Consider the following 18,234-nt stretch of genomic DNA (forward strand, 5'->3'; position numbering starts at 1 on the left):
ACATGAAAAGCTATGTTTTAATTTATGTTTATAATGGGGTTTCCGATGAGGAGCTGAACTTTTGGGAAGCCGTGCACAAGGTATTGCTAGCAAGAGGGGTTGAACTGTATATGTTGCTGCAAATACGGCCCAAAAGACCCGTGACTTTTTCGTTTAATACTTTTACGGAGCGTTTGGACGATGTTGAATTTCCAAAGTCACTTAGAAGGCATGTTAAGGACATAGATTTTACCGCCTATTTGGAGCGAGAAGCTACTTGGTACGGAGTTTCAGAAAAGGATAGATTGAAAGCGGCCCAATATCAATATATAAAATATAAAGCGCTGATCAACGAACTTAACCCTTGCTTGGTAGTTTTGGGCAATGGACAGCATGCAGGTGAACTTATTTTAAAGAAGGTTGTTAAGGATAAAGGGACGCCACTTATGTATATTGAAAGGGGCTCTTTACCCAATTCCTGGCATTTGGATGCTTATGGTATGACGGCAGGAACTGAGATAGCAAGAAAGCGTTTAGAAGATTTGCCTTTGGATGGCATACAATCCTATTTAAAGTACAGGAGTTATTATTTAAATAGAAGGGAGACCTGGTGGCCTCAACCGGAGTTAAACAATGCGGTATCGATTAGGGAAAAGTTTCAAATAGCAGAGGACGAAAAATTAATATTGTTTGCCAATCAATTGGATAATGACACATCCAATTTTTTATATAATCCTTTTTTTGAGACCAATGCAAAGGCCTTTGAGTGGTTTTGCAAGCGCTTGAAGCAAGAAGGGCATAAATGTTTTGTTTTGGCCAAAAAGCATCCTCATTATAGGGGCGATGAATTTGTGTTTGCCCAAATATTGGAGCATACCGGCCAAAGAGGTGCCTGGGTAGAGGATATTCCATTGTTTGAATGCATGAATGAGAGTGATTTGGTTTGTGCGGTTAATTCAACCATGCTTTTTGAGGCCATGATTTATGAAAAGCCTGTATTGCAGATGGGAGATTCTATATTGAATGAAAAGGCCCTGGTCTATCAACTAAAAGGGTATGATGATACCATTGTGGATGATTGGTATAAAGCGAAGGGATTTGATGCTATGTTGGAATCCTATAAAGCGTTTATGAGTTGTTTGATTGATACTGAATTGGCCTTTTATTTTAAAGGAGTTGAAGCGATGGGGTTAAATTATGTGGATTTTTTTGTCGCTAAGTTGTTGAATTCTGTAGACGGGGAAAGGAAAGGAGACTATCCTAGTGCTTATGACAAACTTAATAGCTATAAAAGACCTTTAAGTATGGCGCAAAGAGTTAAAAAGAAGACCAAGAAATTATTGTCTAAAATTAATGTTTTAAACAAATGAGAGTTCTTTTTATCACTCACGATGCCTCTAGGTCTGGAGCCCCTATGGTGCTATTGCATTTTTTGAAATGGCTTAAGATACATCACTCGCAAATAAAAGTTGATGTACTGGCTTTAAGAGGCGGGGCATTAAAGCAGCAGCTTGAAAGGCATTGCGATACCTATTTTGATTGGGAGTTATTTACAAAACAAGAGCCTTTAACCTTACGAAAACGTGTTCTAAAGAATCTAGGTTTTTATAAAATTTCTAACAAGAAGGATTTGTTGATTGATGAATTGGCAGCCAATGCCTATGATGTGGTATACGCAAATACAGTAGTTGCTATGCCGTTAGGCAAGGAAATTACTAAGTTGTCTCCAAATAGTAAGTTGATAGTGCACGTTCATGAGTTGGAGGTGATTATTAGACAGTTGTTGCCAAATATAGCAAGCTTTGTAGTATCTGTTGATCATTTTATCGTCCCATCGGAGCTAACAAAACAAAATTTGGTAAGTAATTTTGAAATTCCTGCAAAACAGATAACTAAGGTTTATGAATGTTCAGAAGTAACCCCGGGGAGGGGGAAAAGAAAGCCAAGCAAAAAGATTTTTACAATTGGAGCTTCGGGAACCGCACATTGGCGAAAAGGGAGTGATTTGTTTTTGCTATTGGCAAATTACATACTTTTTCAATACCCCGAGGCCAAGGTTCAATTTGTTTGGGTTGGGCAGGTACCATTCCATGAGCAGGCAATTTTGGATGCTGATATCAAAAAACTTGGGTTGGATAAAAATGTTATTTTTACGGGGGAAGTAGAGGATCCTTCTGTATTCTATAGTGATTTTGATGTATTTGTATTGCCATCTAGAGAAGATCCTTTTCCTTTAGTATGTATTGAAGTAGGAATGTTGGGAATACCAATTATTTGTTTTGATAAGGCTACTGGAATCCAGGAGGTATTGGAACAGGAGGGAGGAGGTTTTGTTGTGCCTTATATAGATATTCAAGCTATGGGGGATAAGATTATGGCCTATTATGACAATTCAACTTTGCTGCTTGAGCATGGAAACTTAAATAGGATATCTTTTTCTAAATTTACACCAGACCATATTTGTCCCCAATTATATTCCGTAATAGATAAACAGCTTAGTATTTGAACCCCTTAGTTTCCATTTGTATCCCGACCTATAATGGTGCCCAGTATCTTGAAGAGGCTTTGATTTCAATAGAGTGTCAGACCTATAGAGATTTTGAGGTTGTGGTCAGCGATGATGCTTCTACCGATGCTACGATGGCCTTGGTGGAAGCCTTTCAACAGCGCAATGTATTTCCGGTTAGGATTGTGAGGCATGAACCCAAAGGTATTGGAGCCAATTGGAACCACTGTGTTGCACATGCTAAAGGAGCCTATATTAAGTTTTTGTTTCAGGATGATGTGATGGAACCTTCTTGTATTGAAAAAATGGTAGCCATGATGGAGTCTTCTGATAATGTAGGATTGGTGTACTGTAGAAGGTCTATTATATATGGGTCTCTTGGAGGTTATGAAAAGCATTGGCTTAAATCTTTTGAAGTACTCCACAATGCCTGGGATGAAGTAAGCGTGGTTGATGGTGTCCAAGAGGGGATTTGTTATTTGAGTGATAGGAATTTAATGCAGCATCCCCTGAATAAAATAGGGGAACCCACAGCCAGTTTGATTGCCAGGAGTTGTTTTGATAAGGTTGGTTTTTTTAATGAGACCTTGGAGCAGGTTTTGGATGTTGAGTTTTGGTTACGGTTATTCCCCTTTTATAAAGTTGGATTTGTAGACGAAGCCTTAGTTGGTTTTAGGTTGCATTCCAATCAAGCCTCTCAAATTAATGCCCAAAAAAAGATAGATGGTGTTGAACTTAAAACTTTACAAGGATTGTTGTGGAAGCATCACTTTTTGCATTTACACCCTTCAGTGCAACTTTATTTGATAAAAGTGGGCTTGAACCTAGGGAGGATAAAACGGTATTTTAAGCAATTGTTAACTCATTAGAATTGTAGTATGGCAAAAGTATCCGTTATTATTCCCAATTATAACCATGCGTCTTATTTACAGCAGCGTATAGATAGTGTTTTGAATCAAACTTTTCAAGATTTTGAGGTAATTTTGCTGGATGATGCCTCTACCGATGGAAGTCAAGACTTATTGAAGCTGTATGAAAAACATCCTAAGGTTTCTCATCTGATTTTTAGTCAAGTTAATTCTGGGAGTCCATTTAAGTCTTGGAAGAAGGGAATTGAGTTGTCTAGAGGTACATATGTTTGGATAGCTGAAAGTGATGATTTCGCAGACCTTGATTTTTTAAAGTTTACTGTAGCTATTTTGGATGCTAAGCCATCTGCAGGCCTTACGTTTACAAATTCCGTTATAGTGGATGGACAGGGGAATGAAACCTTATTATTGCAAAATGGTAATAGGTACCAAATCCCTTTTGATAAGCCTTATTGTATATTGAATCATGATTTGCATTTCTTTAGCTACTATGTCCATGATTTGGTTATTGGTAATGCTAGTTCTGTTTTGTTCAGGCGACAGTTATTGACCCAAGTGGATCAAGATTTAATGTCGACTTTTAAAAATGCAGGGGATCTTTATGTGTATTTAAGTATGGCTTTGCAAAGTGATATAATTTTTACGAACAAACCGCTTAATTATTTTAGAAAACATGTAGCCAATACCACAAAATTAAATGCAGCAAACGGTTTTTTGTATCAAGATAGAGTGCGGATTTTAACTCAGCTATCTGGTGACTTACTTAGTTTTAAGGACTCCGATAAGGAGTTACAACTGTTTTTAAAACGTCATTATTTAGTTTGCTCTGATTTTGGGTTTATTCCAGAACTTAAAGCTTTATTAAAGGTATTGCACAAACACGATGTTTTAACAGGTTTGAGCTATTGGCATTTACGAGGCTTTTGTTTTTTTAAGCTAATAGTAGCACATGAGCCGCCCTATTTTTATAGGAAATTTATTAAAAAGCAGTTGGAAAGCTTATAAAGTATGAGATTTGGTAATGGCTAAAAAAGTACTCATATTGCCTTCATGGTATCCAAACACCTTAAACGCCCATGGTTCCTTTTTTAGGGAGCAAGCGGCACTTCTTAACAGGAATGGGTATGATGTGAAGGTTTTGATGGTTCAGGAATTGCATACGAAAAATTTTTACTTTCAAAGGTTAAAGAGCAGGCAAAAAGGGGTACGCTTTGCGCTTAGCCATGATTTTTTATTACAAGAACCAGATGCCTATTCGTATCCCGTCATCATACAAAAAAGTTGGAGTACCGAACGAAAGTTGCAAGCAATAGACAAGGCATATTTAAAGGCTTTTAAAATCCTTATTTCAAGTCAAAATTGGTTTCCAGAAATTATTCACCTACAAGGTATGTATCAATTGGGCTTATCTTCCTATTTGATAGCAGAAACATACCAACTCCCATTGGTTGTTATAGAACATTCTCCTTTTAAGATCAATAATTATAGGCCAGAGTACCAAGAGCGTATTAGGAATATATTTAAGACAGCTAAAAAGGTGGCAGGGGTTAGCTATTTTCATAAAACTTGTTTGTCAAAGGTTGATGCTACTTCAGCTGTAGAAGTGGTTTGGAATTTTATGGATGAAGCACGGTTTACTTATGTGCCTTCTTTAAAATTGGAAGATAAATTTATTATCACCACTATTTTGAGAGTTTCTGCAGTAAAAGATCCTGTTACTTTTTTTGATGCTGTCTCTAAGTTTGTACAGGTTTGTAAAGGTAACCGATCTATAGAGGTTCATGTGGTTGGTTTGTCCTGCATAGAGGATTTAACAAGTCTGAGAGAGGTTGATGAACACTTTGTTGCCAAATACAATGGTATAAGTAAACTATTAAGATTTCATCCTTGGTTGGATCGCGAGGACATCAGGGCATTGCATCAACGGTCTTCTGTTTTTGTGTCTACCAGCATTGATGAGCCTTATGGAGTTGCTGTTAGGGAAGCCATGCTTTGTGGCACTCCTGTTGTAAGTACCAAAAGTGGAGGACCCGAAGATACGATAGGTAAGGAGAATGGACTGCTTGTGCCGATAGGCGATTCAGGAGGTGTTGCTTTGGCGCTCCAAGCCTTATATGATCATACTGTGGCGTTTAAGGGGGAAGACTTAAGAGTCTCCGTTATTACCCAAAGTGGACATCGAGCCTTTTTAGCACGTATGGAAGCGTTTTATAAGAACTGATTTTCAGGGAAAAAAATATCAAAGACAAGGAATTATTAACATTCAAAAACAGAAACAATATAGTGAAACAGCCTTTAGTTAGCATCTGCTTAAGAAGCTATAACAATCAGGAATTTATCTTAGAGGCTTTACAGGGCATTTTAATGCAGCAGGTGAATTTTGATTTGGAGTTGATTTATTCTGATGATGGCTCCAGTGACAAGTCTTTTGAATTGGTTGCTGATGCCCTAAAAAATCAGCACCCATTTGTTAATGTGCATTTGATAAAGCAGCCTAGAAATTTGGGAGTCACAGGGAGTCTTCTATATGTTTTGGATGCCTCTCAAGGTAAGTATATAGCATTGTGTGATGGAGACGATTATTGGAGTGATCCCCTAAAGTTGCAAGCACAAGTAGATTTTTTGGAAGCCCATCTGGACTATGAAGTTTGTTTTACCAATGTATGTACCATTGACGAGCATGGGAGTATAAAGAAGGACCAACTTATTCCAAGCGATCGGAGGACCGATTATGCCATGGAGCATTTGCCTACTTGGTCACCTGTTTCAGCTCGAGTTTTTCGCAAGCGAGACTTTGGGGCCATTAGTAGAACCGTTCCAGGCGAAGATACCTATATGTTGTTGTATCAATCTAGATATGGCAAGATCAAATTTTTAAATACAGTAGCAGGAGCCTATCGGTATCAGAGTGGGAGTGTTTACTCGTCAATGGCTGTTTCAAAGAAGAAGGATGCCATCCTTAAAACTCATATGGAATGTATGGACTTGGTAACGAAAACACTATACCCCAAATACCAAAAGCTTATATTAAAGAAAATTGTAGAGTTACGCCATTTGGATACTACTTTGTATTTAGAACGGCTAAAGGATTTTAAGACATTTAGGAAGACATATCCTGAACGGTTTTCAAGATGGGAATCCTTGAAAATCAATTCGGTGGTTAGGGTATTGCGTCTGATGGACTTTATAGGGATATCTGGGAGACAGGGTTTCATGTTAAGAGTCATCAATAGGATGATTTAATTGTTGTATATTTTATTAGCTAATAAATAGGTTTAGGAATAGGTTACTTATTAAAGTTCTAGTTTTCTTGAAAAGAAAGGTATCATTTTATTCCCTTTTTAGCTATAATCATTTATTTAGAGCGAGTATTAACATACATTGGTTTTATATGATTACACTATTTAAAAATATTATTCCCCTATCCGCTAAAAAAGTGTATTGGAGGTATCTTAAAAAGCAAAAAAAGGCAAAAAGAAGGCGGGTTAAATTCGATGGGAAAACAGCTAAAGAAACATTTACTTATATTTATGAAACCAACCATTGGAGTGGAAAAGAAAGTATATCTGGGGGAGGATCTGATCCTTGGCATACTAGGGTTATTGTTGAAAAAGTGAGTGGCCTAATTGAAGATTTACAAATAAACTCTGTGCTAGATTTGCCTTGCGGGGATTTTGCATGGGTAAAGGATGTGGACTTAGGTGATGCCAAATATGTAGGGGGGGATATCGTTGCTCCTTTAATATTGAAGAACAATGAGGTCTATGGAGCAAGGCCTAACGTAAGTTTTACGGAGCTAGACCTCCTTAAGGATTCTCTTCCAAAGATGGATTTGTTAATCAATAGAGATTGCTTGGTCCACCTTTCGTTTTCGGATATTGCTTTAGCTTTAAGGAGGATAAAATCTTCAGGCTGTAAATATTTGTTAACAACCACTTATCCTGATCATGATAATAAGGATATCACGACAGGGGATTGGAGGCCTTTGAATATGGAAAAAGCCCCTTTTAATTTTGGAAGGCCCGTAAAGCTTATAGATGAGCAATTAAATAAAACAGGACTTAGAGATAAATCTTTAGGTTTGTGGGAAGTTTCAAATATTGATGTATTTGAATTTGAAAAGTTTTAAGTGATAGTTGTGAGAAGGATAACATATTTTTTGGTAAAAATAAAAGCCGAAATTAATTTCTTGCCAAACAATATAAAGTATCATTTTACAAAGAAAAAAAGGGTAGTTTATGTGGGGTGCACAGAACAAGGTAATTTGGGAGATGATGCCATATTTGATGCAATTAGGTTAATGCTTAAAGAAGATATGTGTCTTTATCCAATTTCTTATGCTCAACCAGCTTCTGGTGGGTTTTTTAGGCAAATTTTTTTTAAGAATCCCGACTATATAATTTTAGGAGGAGGAACCATCATAAAGAAGGGAAAGGAAGAAAGTTATTTAAGATTATTAATGCAATGGCATAATTTATTTCCGGATTCGAAAATGGCAGTGTTAGGCCCAGGGGTTGTTAATCCTAAATTTTCAAATGATATAGGTTTTCCTATTGATATTGACGCATGGAAAGAAACTCTTGAAAAGTGTACGTTTATATCAGTTAGAGGGCCACTTTCAAAAGCAGAGTTAGATTGTTGGGGGATGAATAAAAATATCCATGTTTTTTATGATCCAGCGCTTTGGTACGTTAAAAAAGAATTCAAGACCAAGAAAGAACAAAAGAAAATTGCAGTGAATTTTGCCAATATAAAAAATAGAATTCATGGGGGAGACTCTACTTTAATTGAAAAGTTTGCGTTTTCTATTGTGAGGAAATTAGTATTGTCTGGATGGGAGGTTTATTTATATCCAACAACCAAATCGGATAATCATTATATGTTGGAGACAATAGGGTTAAAGGCTATTAATGGGATACATGTTTATAGTAATTTTATGAATATATATGAGTCGACTGATTTTCTTGAATCGATGGATCTTTTATTGGGGCAGCGATTACATTCTGTTATATTTTCAGCTTGTGTTGCGACACCTTTTATAGCGTTGGAGTATGAACCTAAAACAAATGATTTTTTGCAAAGTATTGGAATGGCTGATTATTCCTATAGAGTAGATAATCTAGAGCTCCGTATAATTTATGAGCATCTAATTGATATATATGGCAATATACATGAAGAGCAACGTAAACTAAGTGAAAAACTAAAAACAGCGAAAAGAGAACAAATGAGGTGCGTGGAATTATTTTTAACTACAAAATAGTATGAGGATAGCTATTGTACATCCGTTTACACCAAGTGCAGCAGGTGTGGTTGAGAAAAGTGTTCCTACGTATCATAGTCAACCACATCTTAAAGCTCTTGAATATCTTTCTGAGCGGTGTCATGTTGAATGTGAAATGGGGTATTTTACGAATAATCTTTTTGATTATTCATTGAAGCAACGAGGAATTACATTTAAATTTTACCCAGTAAATTTTACTTTAAATGGGGACCACAGAAAGTGGAAGAAACAGGGCTCTAAAAAATGTTTAAAAGCATTTAAAAAAGACCCTCCCGATGTAACCATCATAAATATGTCTGGTCATTCAAGTCCATTTTCATATGAGTTGTCTAAAGTTATTTTGGATAAAGGAAAGACCTATATTGCAATGTTAGGAGGCCAACACTATACTGATAATTTAAGGAACAGAGAATATTATGCCAATGCACATCATATTTTAGTGCATACTATCATGCAAAAAAAGGAGATGGAAAATATGGCTCTTTTTAAAGGAATAGATATTAGGGTTTTTCCATTGGGTGTTGATTGTGATGTCTTTAGGCCATTAAAGGGTGTTGAATTAGCTAGTAAATCAGAGGCTAAATTGCTATATGTTGGCAGAATTGTTGAATGGAAAAGAGTGCATTTAGCCATAAAGGCGGTTAAAACTTTAGTAGAGCATGGCTTTAAAGATGCTCATTTAAATATTATTGGTCCCGTAATTTCAAAAGCATATTTTGATAAGCTTGAATTAATGATAAAAAAGTTAGAGTTGAACAAACATGTTACTTTTTTGGGACATAAGGAACATGAAGAGTTGCCTCCGTTTTTTCAAGAAGCCGATTTGTTTACATTACCAAGCTTTAAGGAAACATTTGGTATGGTTATGATTGAATCAATGGCATGTGGAACACCTGTAGCGGGGATGAATTGTCCTGGAGGTCCTGCAGATGTTATAGATAATGGTGTTGATGGGATTCTTTCTACAGCAGAGGATTATGATAAGGATATTTTAAATTATTTTGAAAATAACACCCTCCAAAGGAAAATGTCTGTTAATGCAAGAAATAAAGTTTTGGACACCTTTAGTTTAGATGCAACTTATGGAGTTTTAAAAAACTCAATAGAATCTTTAATGCCCAAATAATAAATTGTAGTTTGATAAATACCTTATTTGTTCAACACCGTTCACCGCATCATGCCAAAAATTCAGGCTACGATCGGCTTATAGATTATTACCATCACGCCAAGGCGGTTTCTGGAGTTTCAAGAATGCCTTATAAATTAGCTAAGGTACTTTCCAGTATGGTCAGTCAAAAAGCTGGATTATACAATTCGGATAGTGTTTATAAAGAGCTTGAGTTATTTGGTTTGTTAAAAGCTAAAAATCAGTCTATTGTGCATTATTTGAATGCGGAACGAGATGTGCGCTTTGCAATAAAGTATAAGCGTTTGTTTAACAATCCAATTTTTTTAGGCACTTTCCATAAGCCAGCAAGTATTTTGGATTGGCGCATTCAAAATACAGCCTATGTTAATTCTTTAAATGGCGCCATCGCTGTAGGGGTTAACCAAGTAGATTATTTAAGGGAACGTTTTAAGATACCACATGTTACTTATATTCCGCACGGGGTAGATACCCAATTTTTTTTCCCAGATTTGACTAAAAGAAAGGCTAATAGGCTATTGTTTGTTGGGCAGCATTTAAGAGATTTTAAGGCATTAAACTACTGTATTCCTCGAATAGCGGAACATGTTAAAGATTTGAGTGTTCAGGTTATTATACATCCTGGCTATATAGACAAAGTAGTTTTTCATAAAAGTATTACGATTTTAAGTGGTTTGGATGATGTTGGATTGCGACGTGCCTATCAAGAAGCCAGTGTTTTGTTTTTGCCCATGTTGGATAGTACGGCCTGTAATTCTATTTTGGAAGCTATGGCCTGTGGACTTCCTGTAGTCACCAATGCTGTAGGGGGAAATATGGAATATCTCAAGGATACGGATAGTTTTCTTATGCCAATATTGGAATATGATGGATTAATAGAGGAGGTTAAGAGGCTTCTATCGGACACCTTATCATTGGAGAGGCTTTCAAGATTAGGAAGGGAGAAGGCCTTAAATTATGACTGGGAGGAGGTTAGCTCTCAGGTTTTGAAATTTCATAAATCCTTATTATTAGAGCAGGGTATTTAAGTTACCTTGTGAATTATTTTATCTTTACCTTTTTTACAAGAGACTCCTTGGAAACTAATTAAGAATGCTATTTATGTCTAGGACGCTAAGCAACTCTATACTTCCTTCTCATCAAAACTTTGCTAAAACTAGAGCAAAACACTCTTTGCATTTGGAAGCCATTTGTGTGTTTGTAGCCACTGGTTTTTTTATGGGTGATGATAGCTATTGGAAGGATGAGGTATGTTTATTGCCTGCTCGTGATTATGTTTTCGACGATGAAGGCTATGTTCAATCCAGCACTTCCAATTTTGAATGGTATTATGCTCCCGAGGAACGTTCGTTTAGCGATGTGCTAGAAGAATATATTTCTTTATTGACAAAGATCATCCTAGAGCAGGTAGGGACTGGTCCGGTGATCTTGCCCTTGTCAGGAGGCTTGGACAGTCGCAGTCAAGCCATGGTGTTACAAGGACTTGAGAGTCCTGTGAAGGCCTATAGTTATGCCTTTGAAGGAGGCTATCCGGAGCAGCACATTGCTAAGCAAATTGCGGGTGTTTGTGGTTTTGATTTTCAATCGTTTTGTATTCCCAAAGGGTATCTTTGGGGGGATATCGATGAGTTGGCCAGTATCAATGGTTGTTATTCTGAGTTTACACATCCAAGACAGATGGCTGTTTTGCCTCAGTTACGGCAAATGGGGGGCGTATTTTCATTAGGACATTGGGGGGATGTGCTGTTTGACAGTGGGGCTCCAAGGGCCCTAAAAGAAAGCGATGTTGTTCCTTTTTTACTGAAAAAGATGGTGAAGCCCACTGGTTTGGAGTTGGCAGAGGCCTTATGGCGTACGTGGGGCTTGGAAGGGGATTTTAAATCCTACCTTATAAGCCGAATAGAAACAGCCCTTTCTGATATACAAATAGATGATCTTAGTGCTAAAGTACGCGCCTTTAAGACAAGCCAATGGGCCCATAGATGGACGACCACGAATTTAAGTGTGTTTGAAGTGGCGGGGCCTATCACATTGCCCTATTATGACGATAGAATGTTGGAATTTATCTGTCGTGTTCCGGAAGCTTATTTGGCCGATAGGCAGTTGCAAATTGCGCATATTACACAGGATCCAAAATTAGCAGCCATTACTTGGCATGCACAAAAGCCCTATAATCTAAATAATTTTTCAAGAAATAAAGCCCCTTATAATCTTCCCTATCGCTTCGTCAGTAAATTACAACGGACAGGGCAGGCACTGTTGGGTAAGCCCTATATACAGCGCAATTGGGAATTACAATTTGTCGGGGACAATAATGAGGCACAGTTACAATCGTATTTATTTGAACCTGGGTTTCAGGATTGGATACCGGAGAGAATTGTTCGGGATATGTATTCCAAGTTTCAAACGGTGGATCCTGTGCAGTATGCCCATGCCGTGAGTATGTTATTAACCTTGTCTGTTTGGCATCAACAACAATCAGTTTCTAAATGAAATTATCTGTAGTCATCCCGGTATATAATGGTCAAGATTTTATACAGAAATCTTACGATTCAATATTGTATCAAGGTATCTCAGATTTTGAGATTGTTTATGTAGACAATAATTCTGAGGATGATTCGGTGATTGCAATTGAGCGTCTAATTGCTTTGGATTCCAGGGTGTCTTTATTGTTTCAGCCCAAACAAGGGGCTGCATCGGCCAGAAATATGGGGATCGAGCATGCCAAGGGGGACTATATTTATGTATTTGATGTGGATGATGAGATTTATGAGGGGGCTTTGCAACGGATGATCCAAGTTTTGGATACCTACCCCAACGTATCTGCAGTTTTTGGTAAAATGGTAAAATCGTATCAAGGTATTGCTACTACACCTAAACCCACCGATGAAAGTCATAAGGTTATCTTAAAAGCTGCTCCCCATTGGGGGCTGTATTGGTTTGCCAATCTGAAACATGTTGTTGGGCCGCCAGCATTCTTGTACCGACGTAATGTTTTTGTAAGCATTGGCCTTTATAATGAAGGAATTCGGAATAACGAGGATACCGCTTTGGATATTAAGTTAGGAATGACCAGCAATATTGCTTTTTTGGATACTTATGTATACTTGTATTACAAACATGCCAGTTCTACCATTGAAACTGCTAAGCGAAAGATGCCTCGAGCTTTTATGATTTGGCCCCGTTTGGTGAAAGAGCATTTGCCTTTTTATATGGCCCATCCGGTGCCCGAAGCCTTTAAGCGTTTATTGTTTACCCAGTTATATCAATCTATGGGGCGGCAGTTGGTGTATACCAAGACCTATTCCGATAGAAGGGGATTGCGGCGTGATTTGTTGCAGGACTTAAGCGTTGTTAGTTTACCAATGGCCATTCAACTGTATTTACTTATCTTAGTAGCCTTACCTTTTGAAGTGTTTAGAAAAGTGTATGGCTACTATGTGGTGCCCTTTGTTGTTAATCATCAAATTTCTAAGTTGTAATGCGGTTTTTAAAACGTGTCATTAGGCGGCTACTATTGCCGTTTTTATTTAAGCGTTATGTTGTCCATAATGCCCTCATTCAATCGGATGTTATTCAAACTTTAATAGTAAGAGGCAGTAAGGCTTCTAGCAAACCCTTAAGAGACCAATTTAACCATGTGATGTTATACTATCCAGAGTTTGCCATGATTTTCTTTTGGCGTTTGAAGCGTCGTCCATGGTACCATGGTTTGTTTACCAAGGACTTTCATTGTAAAATTTTTAAAAGTACCCCAATAGATGGAGGCATGATGTGCTACCATCCTTTTGCTACTGTGATCAATGCTAAGTCTATAGGCAAGAACTTTCAATTTAGGAATGGATTGACCATAGGCAATAAGGCTAATGACAATTCTTTGATCCCTACTATAGGTAATGATGTCACCGTAGGTTCTAATGTGGCCATTATTGGAGATATAAGCATAGGGGATCATGTTATTATTGGAGCGGGGTCAGTAGTTGTTAAGGATGTGCCCTCCAACGTGGTTATTGCCGGTAATCCGGCCAAAATTATAAGAAGCTTAGCCCATGGGTAGACCACTGCGCATTCTTTTTACCACTTCTAATTTTGATACCGCCGGTAGCGGTAAGGTGATTTATGACTTGATTAAAGGATTGGATCGTAACAAATTTGCCATTGAAATAGCTTGTGGTAATGCTAAGGGGGCTTTTTTTAAAACAATAGCCTCCTTGGGGGTACCCATTCATGTGTTTCCAACCAAAACGGCCTATAGGCCCTATTATTCCTTGTTGTTTCGTGCATGGGAGATTGCTAAGTTTTATAAACAGCAGGAGTATGATTTGATTCATTCCTGGCAATGGAGCAATGATTGGACCGAAGCCTTGGCTGCCCGTATGGCAGGGGTGAGATGGATGTACACCAAAAAAGCGATGGGGTATTCCAGTAAACATTGGCATATTAAAAGTTATTTGGCCGATTATATTGTTACCATCAATGAGGAGATGCGAGGGTATTTTCCAAACAAAAAGCAGCAACAATTGATTCCGTTGGGATTGGATACCAATTATTACAGCCCAGAGCAGTATCAAAGGAAGTGGGAAGGCTCTATTTTTCAGGTTATTACGGTTGCTAATTTAGTGCCGGTGAAAGGCTTGGAAGTGTTGCTTGCCGCTATTCAAACATTTTCTAGTCAAGAGGTCCATCTCACGGTTGTGGGGAAAGACGATACTACTTACGGGGTTGAAATGAAAGCCCATGTTAAACGTTTAGGGCTGGAAGAACAGGTTCAATTTGTAGGGAAACAAATGGACGTGCGGCCTTATTTGGCGGGGGCCGATCTATATGTGATCCCCACTTTGGATGAAGGGAGGAAGGAAGGGATGCCCATGGCTTTGGTAGAGGCTATGAGTATGGGGATTCCCGTATTGGGATCGGATATCACGGGGATCAACTTTGTTCTTAAAGACTTTCCACAATGCCGTTTTAGGGCGGGCGATGTAACAGCGTTGGTTGAGGCAATCAAAGAGCTACGCACTTTGTCTGCCCAAGACCGCTTGGCCTTAGGAACAGCCTTGCGTAGGTATTGTGAAGCGCATTTTTCTATGGAGGGATTTATCAAGGCCCATGAAGATTTGTATCATCGTTTATTAAAATATAGACATGTTTCAGCCTAAATATCAAAAACATCTGATAGTAGTTGGTTCTGCCAGAAGTGGCACTAGTTGGCTTTCCGAAACCTTGGCCCAACAAAGACGTTATAGAATGCTTTTTGAACCAGAGCATGATACCCGAACCAAGGATGGTATTTTGCTTTGTGACCAATGGATTTCGAAGAAGGAGGACTATAAAGCGGCTACGAGGTATTTAAGACGGATTTTGAACAATCGGGTTGATTGTGATTGGATTGCACAGCATAGTAACCGAAGCTTTAAAAGGCATTTGTGGCCTTTTGTTCCAAAAAAATACATCATCAAATTTGTACGGGGGAATTTAATGGCGAAGTATATCCATGCCCATTTTGGTGTTCCAGTGATCCATTTGATACGCAATCCGTATGATGTTTTGCAGTCTCAAAAGCGCGCTAATTTTCCTTGGCTTATCAATTTAGAGTATTTTGTCCAACAAGAACATTTGGTTGCCATGATACAAGAGCGGTTTAATTTTGATATTAGAACGTATAAGTCTCTTTCCTATATAGAATGCTTGAGTTTGCGTTGGTGTATTGAAAATGTGATTCCCTTGGAAGTGGATGCCTATGGAAGTAAACAGATTAGTGTGGTTAGGTATGAGGACTTAATTACAGATATGGGCTTATTTTATACCTTGTGTCAGCAGTATGCTATTAGGCCCATTGATGATTTAGAGCGTTTTTATAAACTTCCTTCTTCCAAAACGCATAAAAAAAGTGCCGTAAGAACCCAAAAACCTAGGCAGCGTTTGTTGACACGGGAGGAATTGGATGGTATTAACCGTATATTGGATCTTTTTAACTGTAATTTGTATGCACGACAATAAACATCATTCATTAGCCATAGAAAGGTCACCTTGGTGTTCGGAAACTCCAGAGTGGCTTCCAGATTTTATCATTGGAGGGGCGATGAAATCGGGGACCACGACTTTGCACGCTATTTTGAATAGCCATCCAGATGTGGGGATTGCCCATGAGGAGTTGGGTTTTTTTGATATGGATAGCATCTTGCAGCATCCCGATTTTGGGTTTTATAAAGGAACGACACAGCAGTGGACCTCACAATCCATGGCGTATGGCGCTGAGCGCATGTGGGATTGGTATACTAAGCAGTTTAAAGACTTGATAGGTAGCTATAAAATGGTGGGTGAAGATTCTACTACCTATTTGACCTCGGGGTTGGCTGCCAAGCGCATTGGGATGCAGGAAAAACCCATTAAAATGATTTTTATACTACGGCACCCTACAGAGCGTTGCATTTCGAATTACTTACATTTACTAAAGTCTGGGCGAGCCATTTATAGTTTGGAAGATACGTTGCGCTTTAACCCAGACAGCATTATCAAACGCAGTTTGTATAAATCGCAGTTGGAAGCTTATTACAAATATCTTCCTTTTGAACGGATTCAAGTGGTGACTTTTGAAGCCTTACGAGAGCGGCCCAAGGAGGTCTGTGACCTATTATGTCATTTTTTGGAACTTGATCCTTCAAAATTGGATGTCGATGCTTTGACAACCCATAGAAATAAGACCAAGGTTCCGAAATACATTAAACTACAGCTCTTAAGAAACCATCTGTTACGAAAACGGGGGGATTATCGATATTCCAACAATGTGCCTTTTCCTCCAGACATCACTTTTGATATGCCCTTCAAGTATCGGATTCTACACAAATTGCACGGTTATATTAATCCTTTGCGGGAAGATGGTGCCTTTGAAGTATCTCCAGGGACAAGGGCCTACTTGGATGTTTTTTTTAAAACGGAACTGGAGGGCTTGGACGCTTTGGTGAAGCAGCCCTTAATGGCCCAATGGTTTCCAACGAACTAATTATACAATATGTTATTTAACTCTTTGACCTTTGCAGTGTTCCTACCCATAGTGTTTATGCTCTATTGGTTTGTTTTTAAGCGTTCCCTTAAAAGGCAAAACGTTCTATTGCTGTTGGCGAGTTATGTGTTTTATGGTTGGTGGGATTGGCGTTTTTTGGGTTTGATCCTTTTGAGTACGCTTGTTGATTTTTTTGTAGGGCTTCAATTGCACAAGACAGAAGCCCCCAAACAGCGGAAGTTTTATTTGTTATTCAGTCTGTGTGTGAATCTAGGCTTGTTGGGCTTTTTTAAATACTACCATTTTTTTATAGAAAGTTGGATTGATGCTTGGTCCTTTTTTGGGATACAGATGCATGCTTCTACCTTGGAGATCATACTTCCGGTAGGGATTAGTTTTTATACGTTCCAGACCTTGAGTTATACCATTGATGTGTATAGAAAACAGTTGGAAGCTACCCGTGATTTTGTTCAGTTTGCAACCTTCGTGGCTTTTTTTCCGCAATTGGTGGCAGGGCCCATAGAGCGTGCGTCCCATTTATTACCTCAGTTTTCAAGAGAAAGGAAATTTGACTATTCCAATGCGATGAACGGATTGCGCCAAATTTTATGGGGGCTATTTAAAAAAATTGTTATCGCTGATAATTGTGCGCGATATGTCAATATCATTTTTGAGGGGTATGATTCTTATTCTGGCAGTACTTTGTTTGTAGGGGCTATTTTATTTTCTTTTCAAATCTATGGTGATTTTAGTGGGTATTCTGACATTGCCATAGGAACTGCAAGATTATTTGGGTTCGATTTGAAGCAAAACTTTGCTTTTCCTTATTTTTCAAGAGATATTGCTGAGTTTTGGAGGCGTTGGCATATTTCTTTGTCTACGTGGTTTAAAGATTATCTTTATATTCCTTTGGGAGGGTCGAGAGTTGCATTGTCCAAAATAGTGAGGAATGTATTTGTGATTTTTGTGATTAGTGGCTTATGGCATGGAGCTAACTGGACTTATATTGTATGGGGCCTTTTAAATGCTCTTTACTTTTTACCTTTGTTAGTTTTGAAACGGAACAAAGTTCATATAGGTATTGTTGCAGAAGACAGGATATTACCTTCAATTCATGATTTTAGAAAAATGGCCGTAACATTTATATTAATCACGTTTGCTTGGATTTTTTTTAGATCAAAATCTGTTTTTGATGCTTTTCAATATCTTAAAGGTGTTTTAAATGAAACTTTATTTACCATACCTGAAATACGGCCTACATTTTTGTTTGTATTGATAATGATTTTTGTTTTGATTGAGTGGATGGGGAGAAGGGGACTTTACGGTATTGAATCATTATGGGGTAACTATCCAAAAGGTGTAAGATGGGGTGTTTATTATGTTATTACAATGATTATCTTTCTATTTGGAGCAAAACAGCAGGAATTTATCTATTTTCAATTTTAAACTTAA

At 38.0% G+C, this 18,234-nt stretch carries 17 protein-coding genes; all 17 read left to right on the forward strand.

Going from position 1 to position 18,234, the window contains the following annotated elements; translation table 11 throughout:
- The first annotated feature begins 2 nt into the window (after positions 1 to 2).
- The 17 genes from ZA06_RS10910 to ZA06_RS10990 all read left to right on the forward strand — a co-directional run bounded on the left by ZA06_RS10910 (position 3) and on the right by ZA06_RS10990 (position 18,228).
- The gene (locus tag ZA06_RS10910; RefSeq protein ID WP_053977499.1) at positions 3 to 1,349 is read left to right on the forward strand and encodes a capsular polysaccharide export protein, LipB/KpsS family; all 1,347 of its coding nucleotides are present in this window, start codon (positions 3 to 5) and stop codon (positions 1,347 to 1,349) included.
- Complete coding sequence (locus ZA06_RS10915) at positions 1,346 to 2,485, forward strand: glycosyltransferase family 4 protein (RefSeq protein ID WP_053977500.1); 1,140 nt, start codon at positions 1,346 to 1,348, stop codon at positions 2,483 to 2,485. Before ZA06_RS10910 ends, ZA06_RS10915 begins: the two co-directional genes overlap by 4 nt.
- Positions 2,482 to 3,354, forward strand: coding sequence for a glycosyltransferase family 2 protein (locus tag ZA06_RS10920; protein WP_053977501.1), 873 nt, complete (start codon positions 2,482 to 2,484; stop codon positions 3,352 to 3,354). The genes ZA06_RS10915 and ZA06_RS10920 overlap by 4 nt, the downstream gene beginning before the upstream one ends.
- Before the next feature lie 9 nt (positions 3,355 to 3,363).
- Positions 3,364 to 4,359 (forward strand): glycosyltransferase family 2 protein, encoded by a 996-nt coding sequence (locus tag ZA06_RS10925; protein WP_053977502.1) that lies wholly within the window; start codon positions 3,364 to 3,366, stop codon positions 4,357 to 4,359.
- Between the two features lie 16 nt (positions 4,360 to 4,375).
- Positions 4,376 to 5,575 (forward strand): glycosyltransferase, encoded by a 1,200-nt coding sequence (locus ZA06_RS10930; protein WP_053977503.1) that lies wholly within the window; start codon positions 4,376 to 4,378, stop codon positions 5,573 to 5,575.
- Between the two features lie 62 nt (positions 5,576 to 5,637).
- Entirely contained in the window at positions 5,638 to 6,597 is a 960-nt protein-coding gene (locus tag ZA06_RS10935) for a glycosyltransferase family 2 protein (RefSeq protein ID WP_168155220.1), read from the forward strand.
- A gap of 148 nt (positions 6,598 to 6,745) precedes the next feature.
- Positions 6,746 to 7,483, forward strand: a complete 738-nt coding sequence (locus tag ZA06_RS10940) for a class I SAM-dependent methyltransferase (protein WP_053977505.1) — start codon at positions 6,746 to 6,748, stop codon at positions 7,481 to 7,483.
- 30 nt (positions 7,484 to 7,513) lie between these two features.
- Positions 7,514 to 8,614 carry a polysaccharide pyruvyl transferase family protein gene (locus ZA06_RS10945; RefSeq protein WP_168155221.1) on the forward strand — a complete coding sequence of 367 codons (1,101 nt, stop codon included), beginning with the start codon at positions 7,514 to 7,516 and terminating at the stop codon, positions 8,612 to 8,614.
- 1 nt (position 8,615) lies between these two features.
- On the forward strand, positions 8,616 to 9,761 hold the full coding sequence (locus tag ZA06_RS10950) for a glycosyltransferase family 4 protein (RefSeq protein WP_053977507.1): 1,146 nt from the start codon (positions 8,616 to 8,618) through the stop codon (positions 9,759 to 9,761).
- Positions 9,762 to 9,772: 11 nt separating this feature from the next.
- Positions 9,773 to 10,810 carry a glycosyltransferase family 4 protein gene (locus ZA06_RS10955; RefSeq protein ID WP_157503230.1) on the forward strand — a complete coding sequence of 346 codons (1,038 nt, stop codon included), beginning with the start codon at positions 9,773 to 9,775 and terminating at the stop codon, positions 10,808 to 10,810.
- 73 nt (positions 10,811 to 10,883) lie between these two features.
- Positions 10,884 to 12,275, forward strand: coding sequence for an asparagine synthase-related protein (locus ZA06_RS10960; protein ID WP_053977543.1), 1,392 nt, complete (start codon positions 10,884 to 10,886; stop codon positions 12,273 to 12,275).
- Positions 12,272 to 13,264: a glycosyltransferase family 2 protein gene (locus ZA06_RS10965; RefSeq protein WP_053977509.1), complete on the forward strand. Its 993-nt coding sequence runs from the start codon at positions 12,272 to 12,274 to the stop codon at positions 13,262 to 13,264. The genes ZA06_RS10960 and ZA06_RS10965 overlap by 4 nt, the downstream gene beginning before the upstream one ends.
- Positions 13,264 to 13,839 (forward strand): serine acetyltransferase, encoded by a 576-nt coding sequence (locus ZA06_RS10970; RefSeq protein WP_205625710.1) that lies wholly within the window; start codon positions 13,264 to 13,266, stop codon positions 13,837 to 13,839. The genes ZA06_RS10965 and ZA06_RS10970 overlap by 1 nt, the downstream gene beginning before the upstream one ends.
- Positions 13,832 to 14,938: a glycosyltransferase gene (locus ZA06_RS10975; RefSeq protein ID WP_053977511.1), complete on the forward strand. Its 1,107-nt coding sequence runs from the start codon at positions 13,832 to 13,834 to the stop codon at positions 14,936 to 14,938. The genes ZA06_RS10970 and ZA06_RS10975 overlap by 8 nt, the downstream gene beginning before the upstream one ends.
- Positions 14,925 to 15,779 carry a sulfotransferase domain-containing protein gene (locus ZA06_RS10980; RefSeq protein ID WP_053977512.1) on the forward strand — a complete coding sequence of 285 codons (855 nt, stop codon included), beginning with the start codon at positions 14,925 to 14,927 and terminating at the stop codon, positions 15,777 to 15,779. Before ZA06_RS10975 ends, ZA06_RS10980 begins: the two co-directional genes overlap by 14 nt.
- Complete coding sequence (locus ZA06_RS10985) at positions 15,766 to 16,782, forward strand: sulfotransferase family protein (RefSeq protein WP_053977513.1); 1,017 nt, start codon at positions 15,766 to 15,768, stop codon at positions 16,780 to 16,782. Before ZA06_RS10980 ends, ZA06_RS10985 begins: the two co-directional genes overlap by 14 nt.
- Before the next feature lie 9 nt (positions 16,783 to 16,791).
- On the forward strand, positions 16,792 to 18,228 hold the full coding sequence (locus ZA06_RS10990) for an MBOAT family O-acyltransferase (RefSeq protein WP_053977514.1): 1,437 nt from the start codon (positions 16,792 to 16,794) through the stop codon (positions 18,226 to 18,228).
- Positions 18,229 to 18,234 lie beyond the last annotated feature (6 nt).

Origin of the sequence: Mangrovimonas xylaniphaga, assembly GCF_001280435.1 — a bacterium.
Lineage (GTDB): Bacteria > Bacteroidota > Bacteroidia > Flavobacteriales > Flavobacteriaceae > Mangrovimonas_A > Mangrovimonas_A xylaniphaga.

Bases quoted from the DNA above. Each gene is read 5' to 3' on its own strand.
- ZA06_RS10910 (WP_053977499.1), top strand. From the start codon at position 3: ATGAAAAGCTATGTTTTAATTTATGTTTATAATGGGGTTTCCGATGAG.
- ZA06_RS10915 (WP_053977500.1), top strand. From the start codon at position 1,346: ATGAGAGTTCTTTTTATCACTCACGATGCCTCTAGGTCTGGAGCCCCT.
- ZA06_RS10925 (WP_053977502.1), top strand. From the start codon at position 3,364: ATGGCAAAAGTATCCGTTATTATTCCCAATTATAACCATGCGTCTTAT.
- ZA06_RS10930 (WP_053977503.1), top strand. From the start codon at position 4,376: ATGGCTAAAAAAGTACTCATATTGCCTTCATGGTATCCAAACACCTTA.
- ZA06_RS10940 (WP_053977505.1), top strand. From the start codon at position 6,746: ATGATTACACTATTTAAAAATATTATTCCCCTATCCGCTAAAAAAGTG.
- ZA06_RS10950 (WP_053977507.1), top strand. From the start codon at position 8,616: ATGAGGATAGCTATTGTACATCCGTTTACACCAAGTGCAGCAGGTGTG.
- ZA06_RS10960 (WP_053977543.1), top strand. From the start codon at position 10,884: ATGTCTAGGACGCTAAGCAACTCTATACTTCCTTCTCATCAAAACTTT.
- ZA06_RS10965 (WP_053977509.1), top strand. From the start codon at position 12,272: ATGAAATTATCTGTAGTCATCCCGGTATATAATGGTCAAGATTTTATA.
- ZA06_RS10970 (WP_205625710.1), top strand. From the start codon at position 13,264: ATGCGGTTTTTAAAACGTGTCATTAGGCGGCTACTATTGCCGTTTTTA.
- ZA06_RS10975 (WP_053977511.1), top strand. From the start codon at position 13,832: ATGGGTAGACCACTGCGCATTCTTTTTACCACTTCTAATTTTGATACC.
- ZA06_RS10980 (WP_053977512.1), top strand. From the start codon at position 14,925: ATGTTTCAGCCTAAATATCAAAAACATCTGATAGTAGTTGGTTCTGCC.
- ZA06_RS10985 (WP_053977513.1), top strand. From the start codon at position 15,766: ATGCACGACAATAAACATCATTCATTAGCCATAGAAAGGTCACCTTGG.
- ZA06_RS10990 (WP_053977514.1), top strand. From the start codon at position 16,792: ATGTTATTTAACTCTTTGACCTTTGCAGTGTTCCTACCCATAGTGTTT.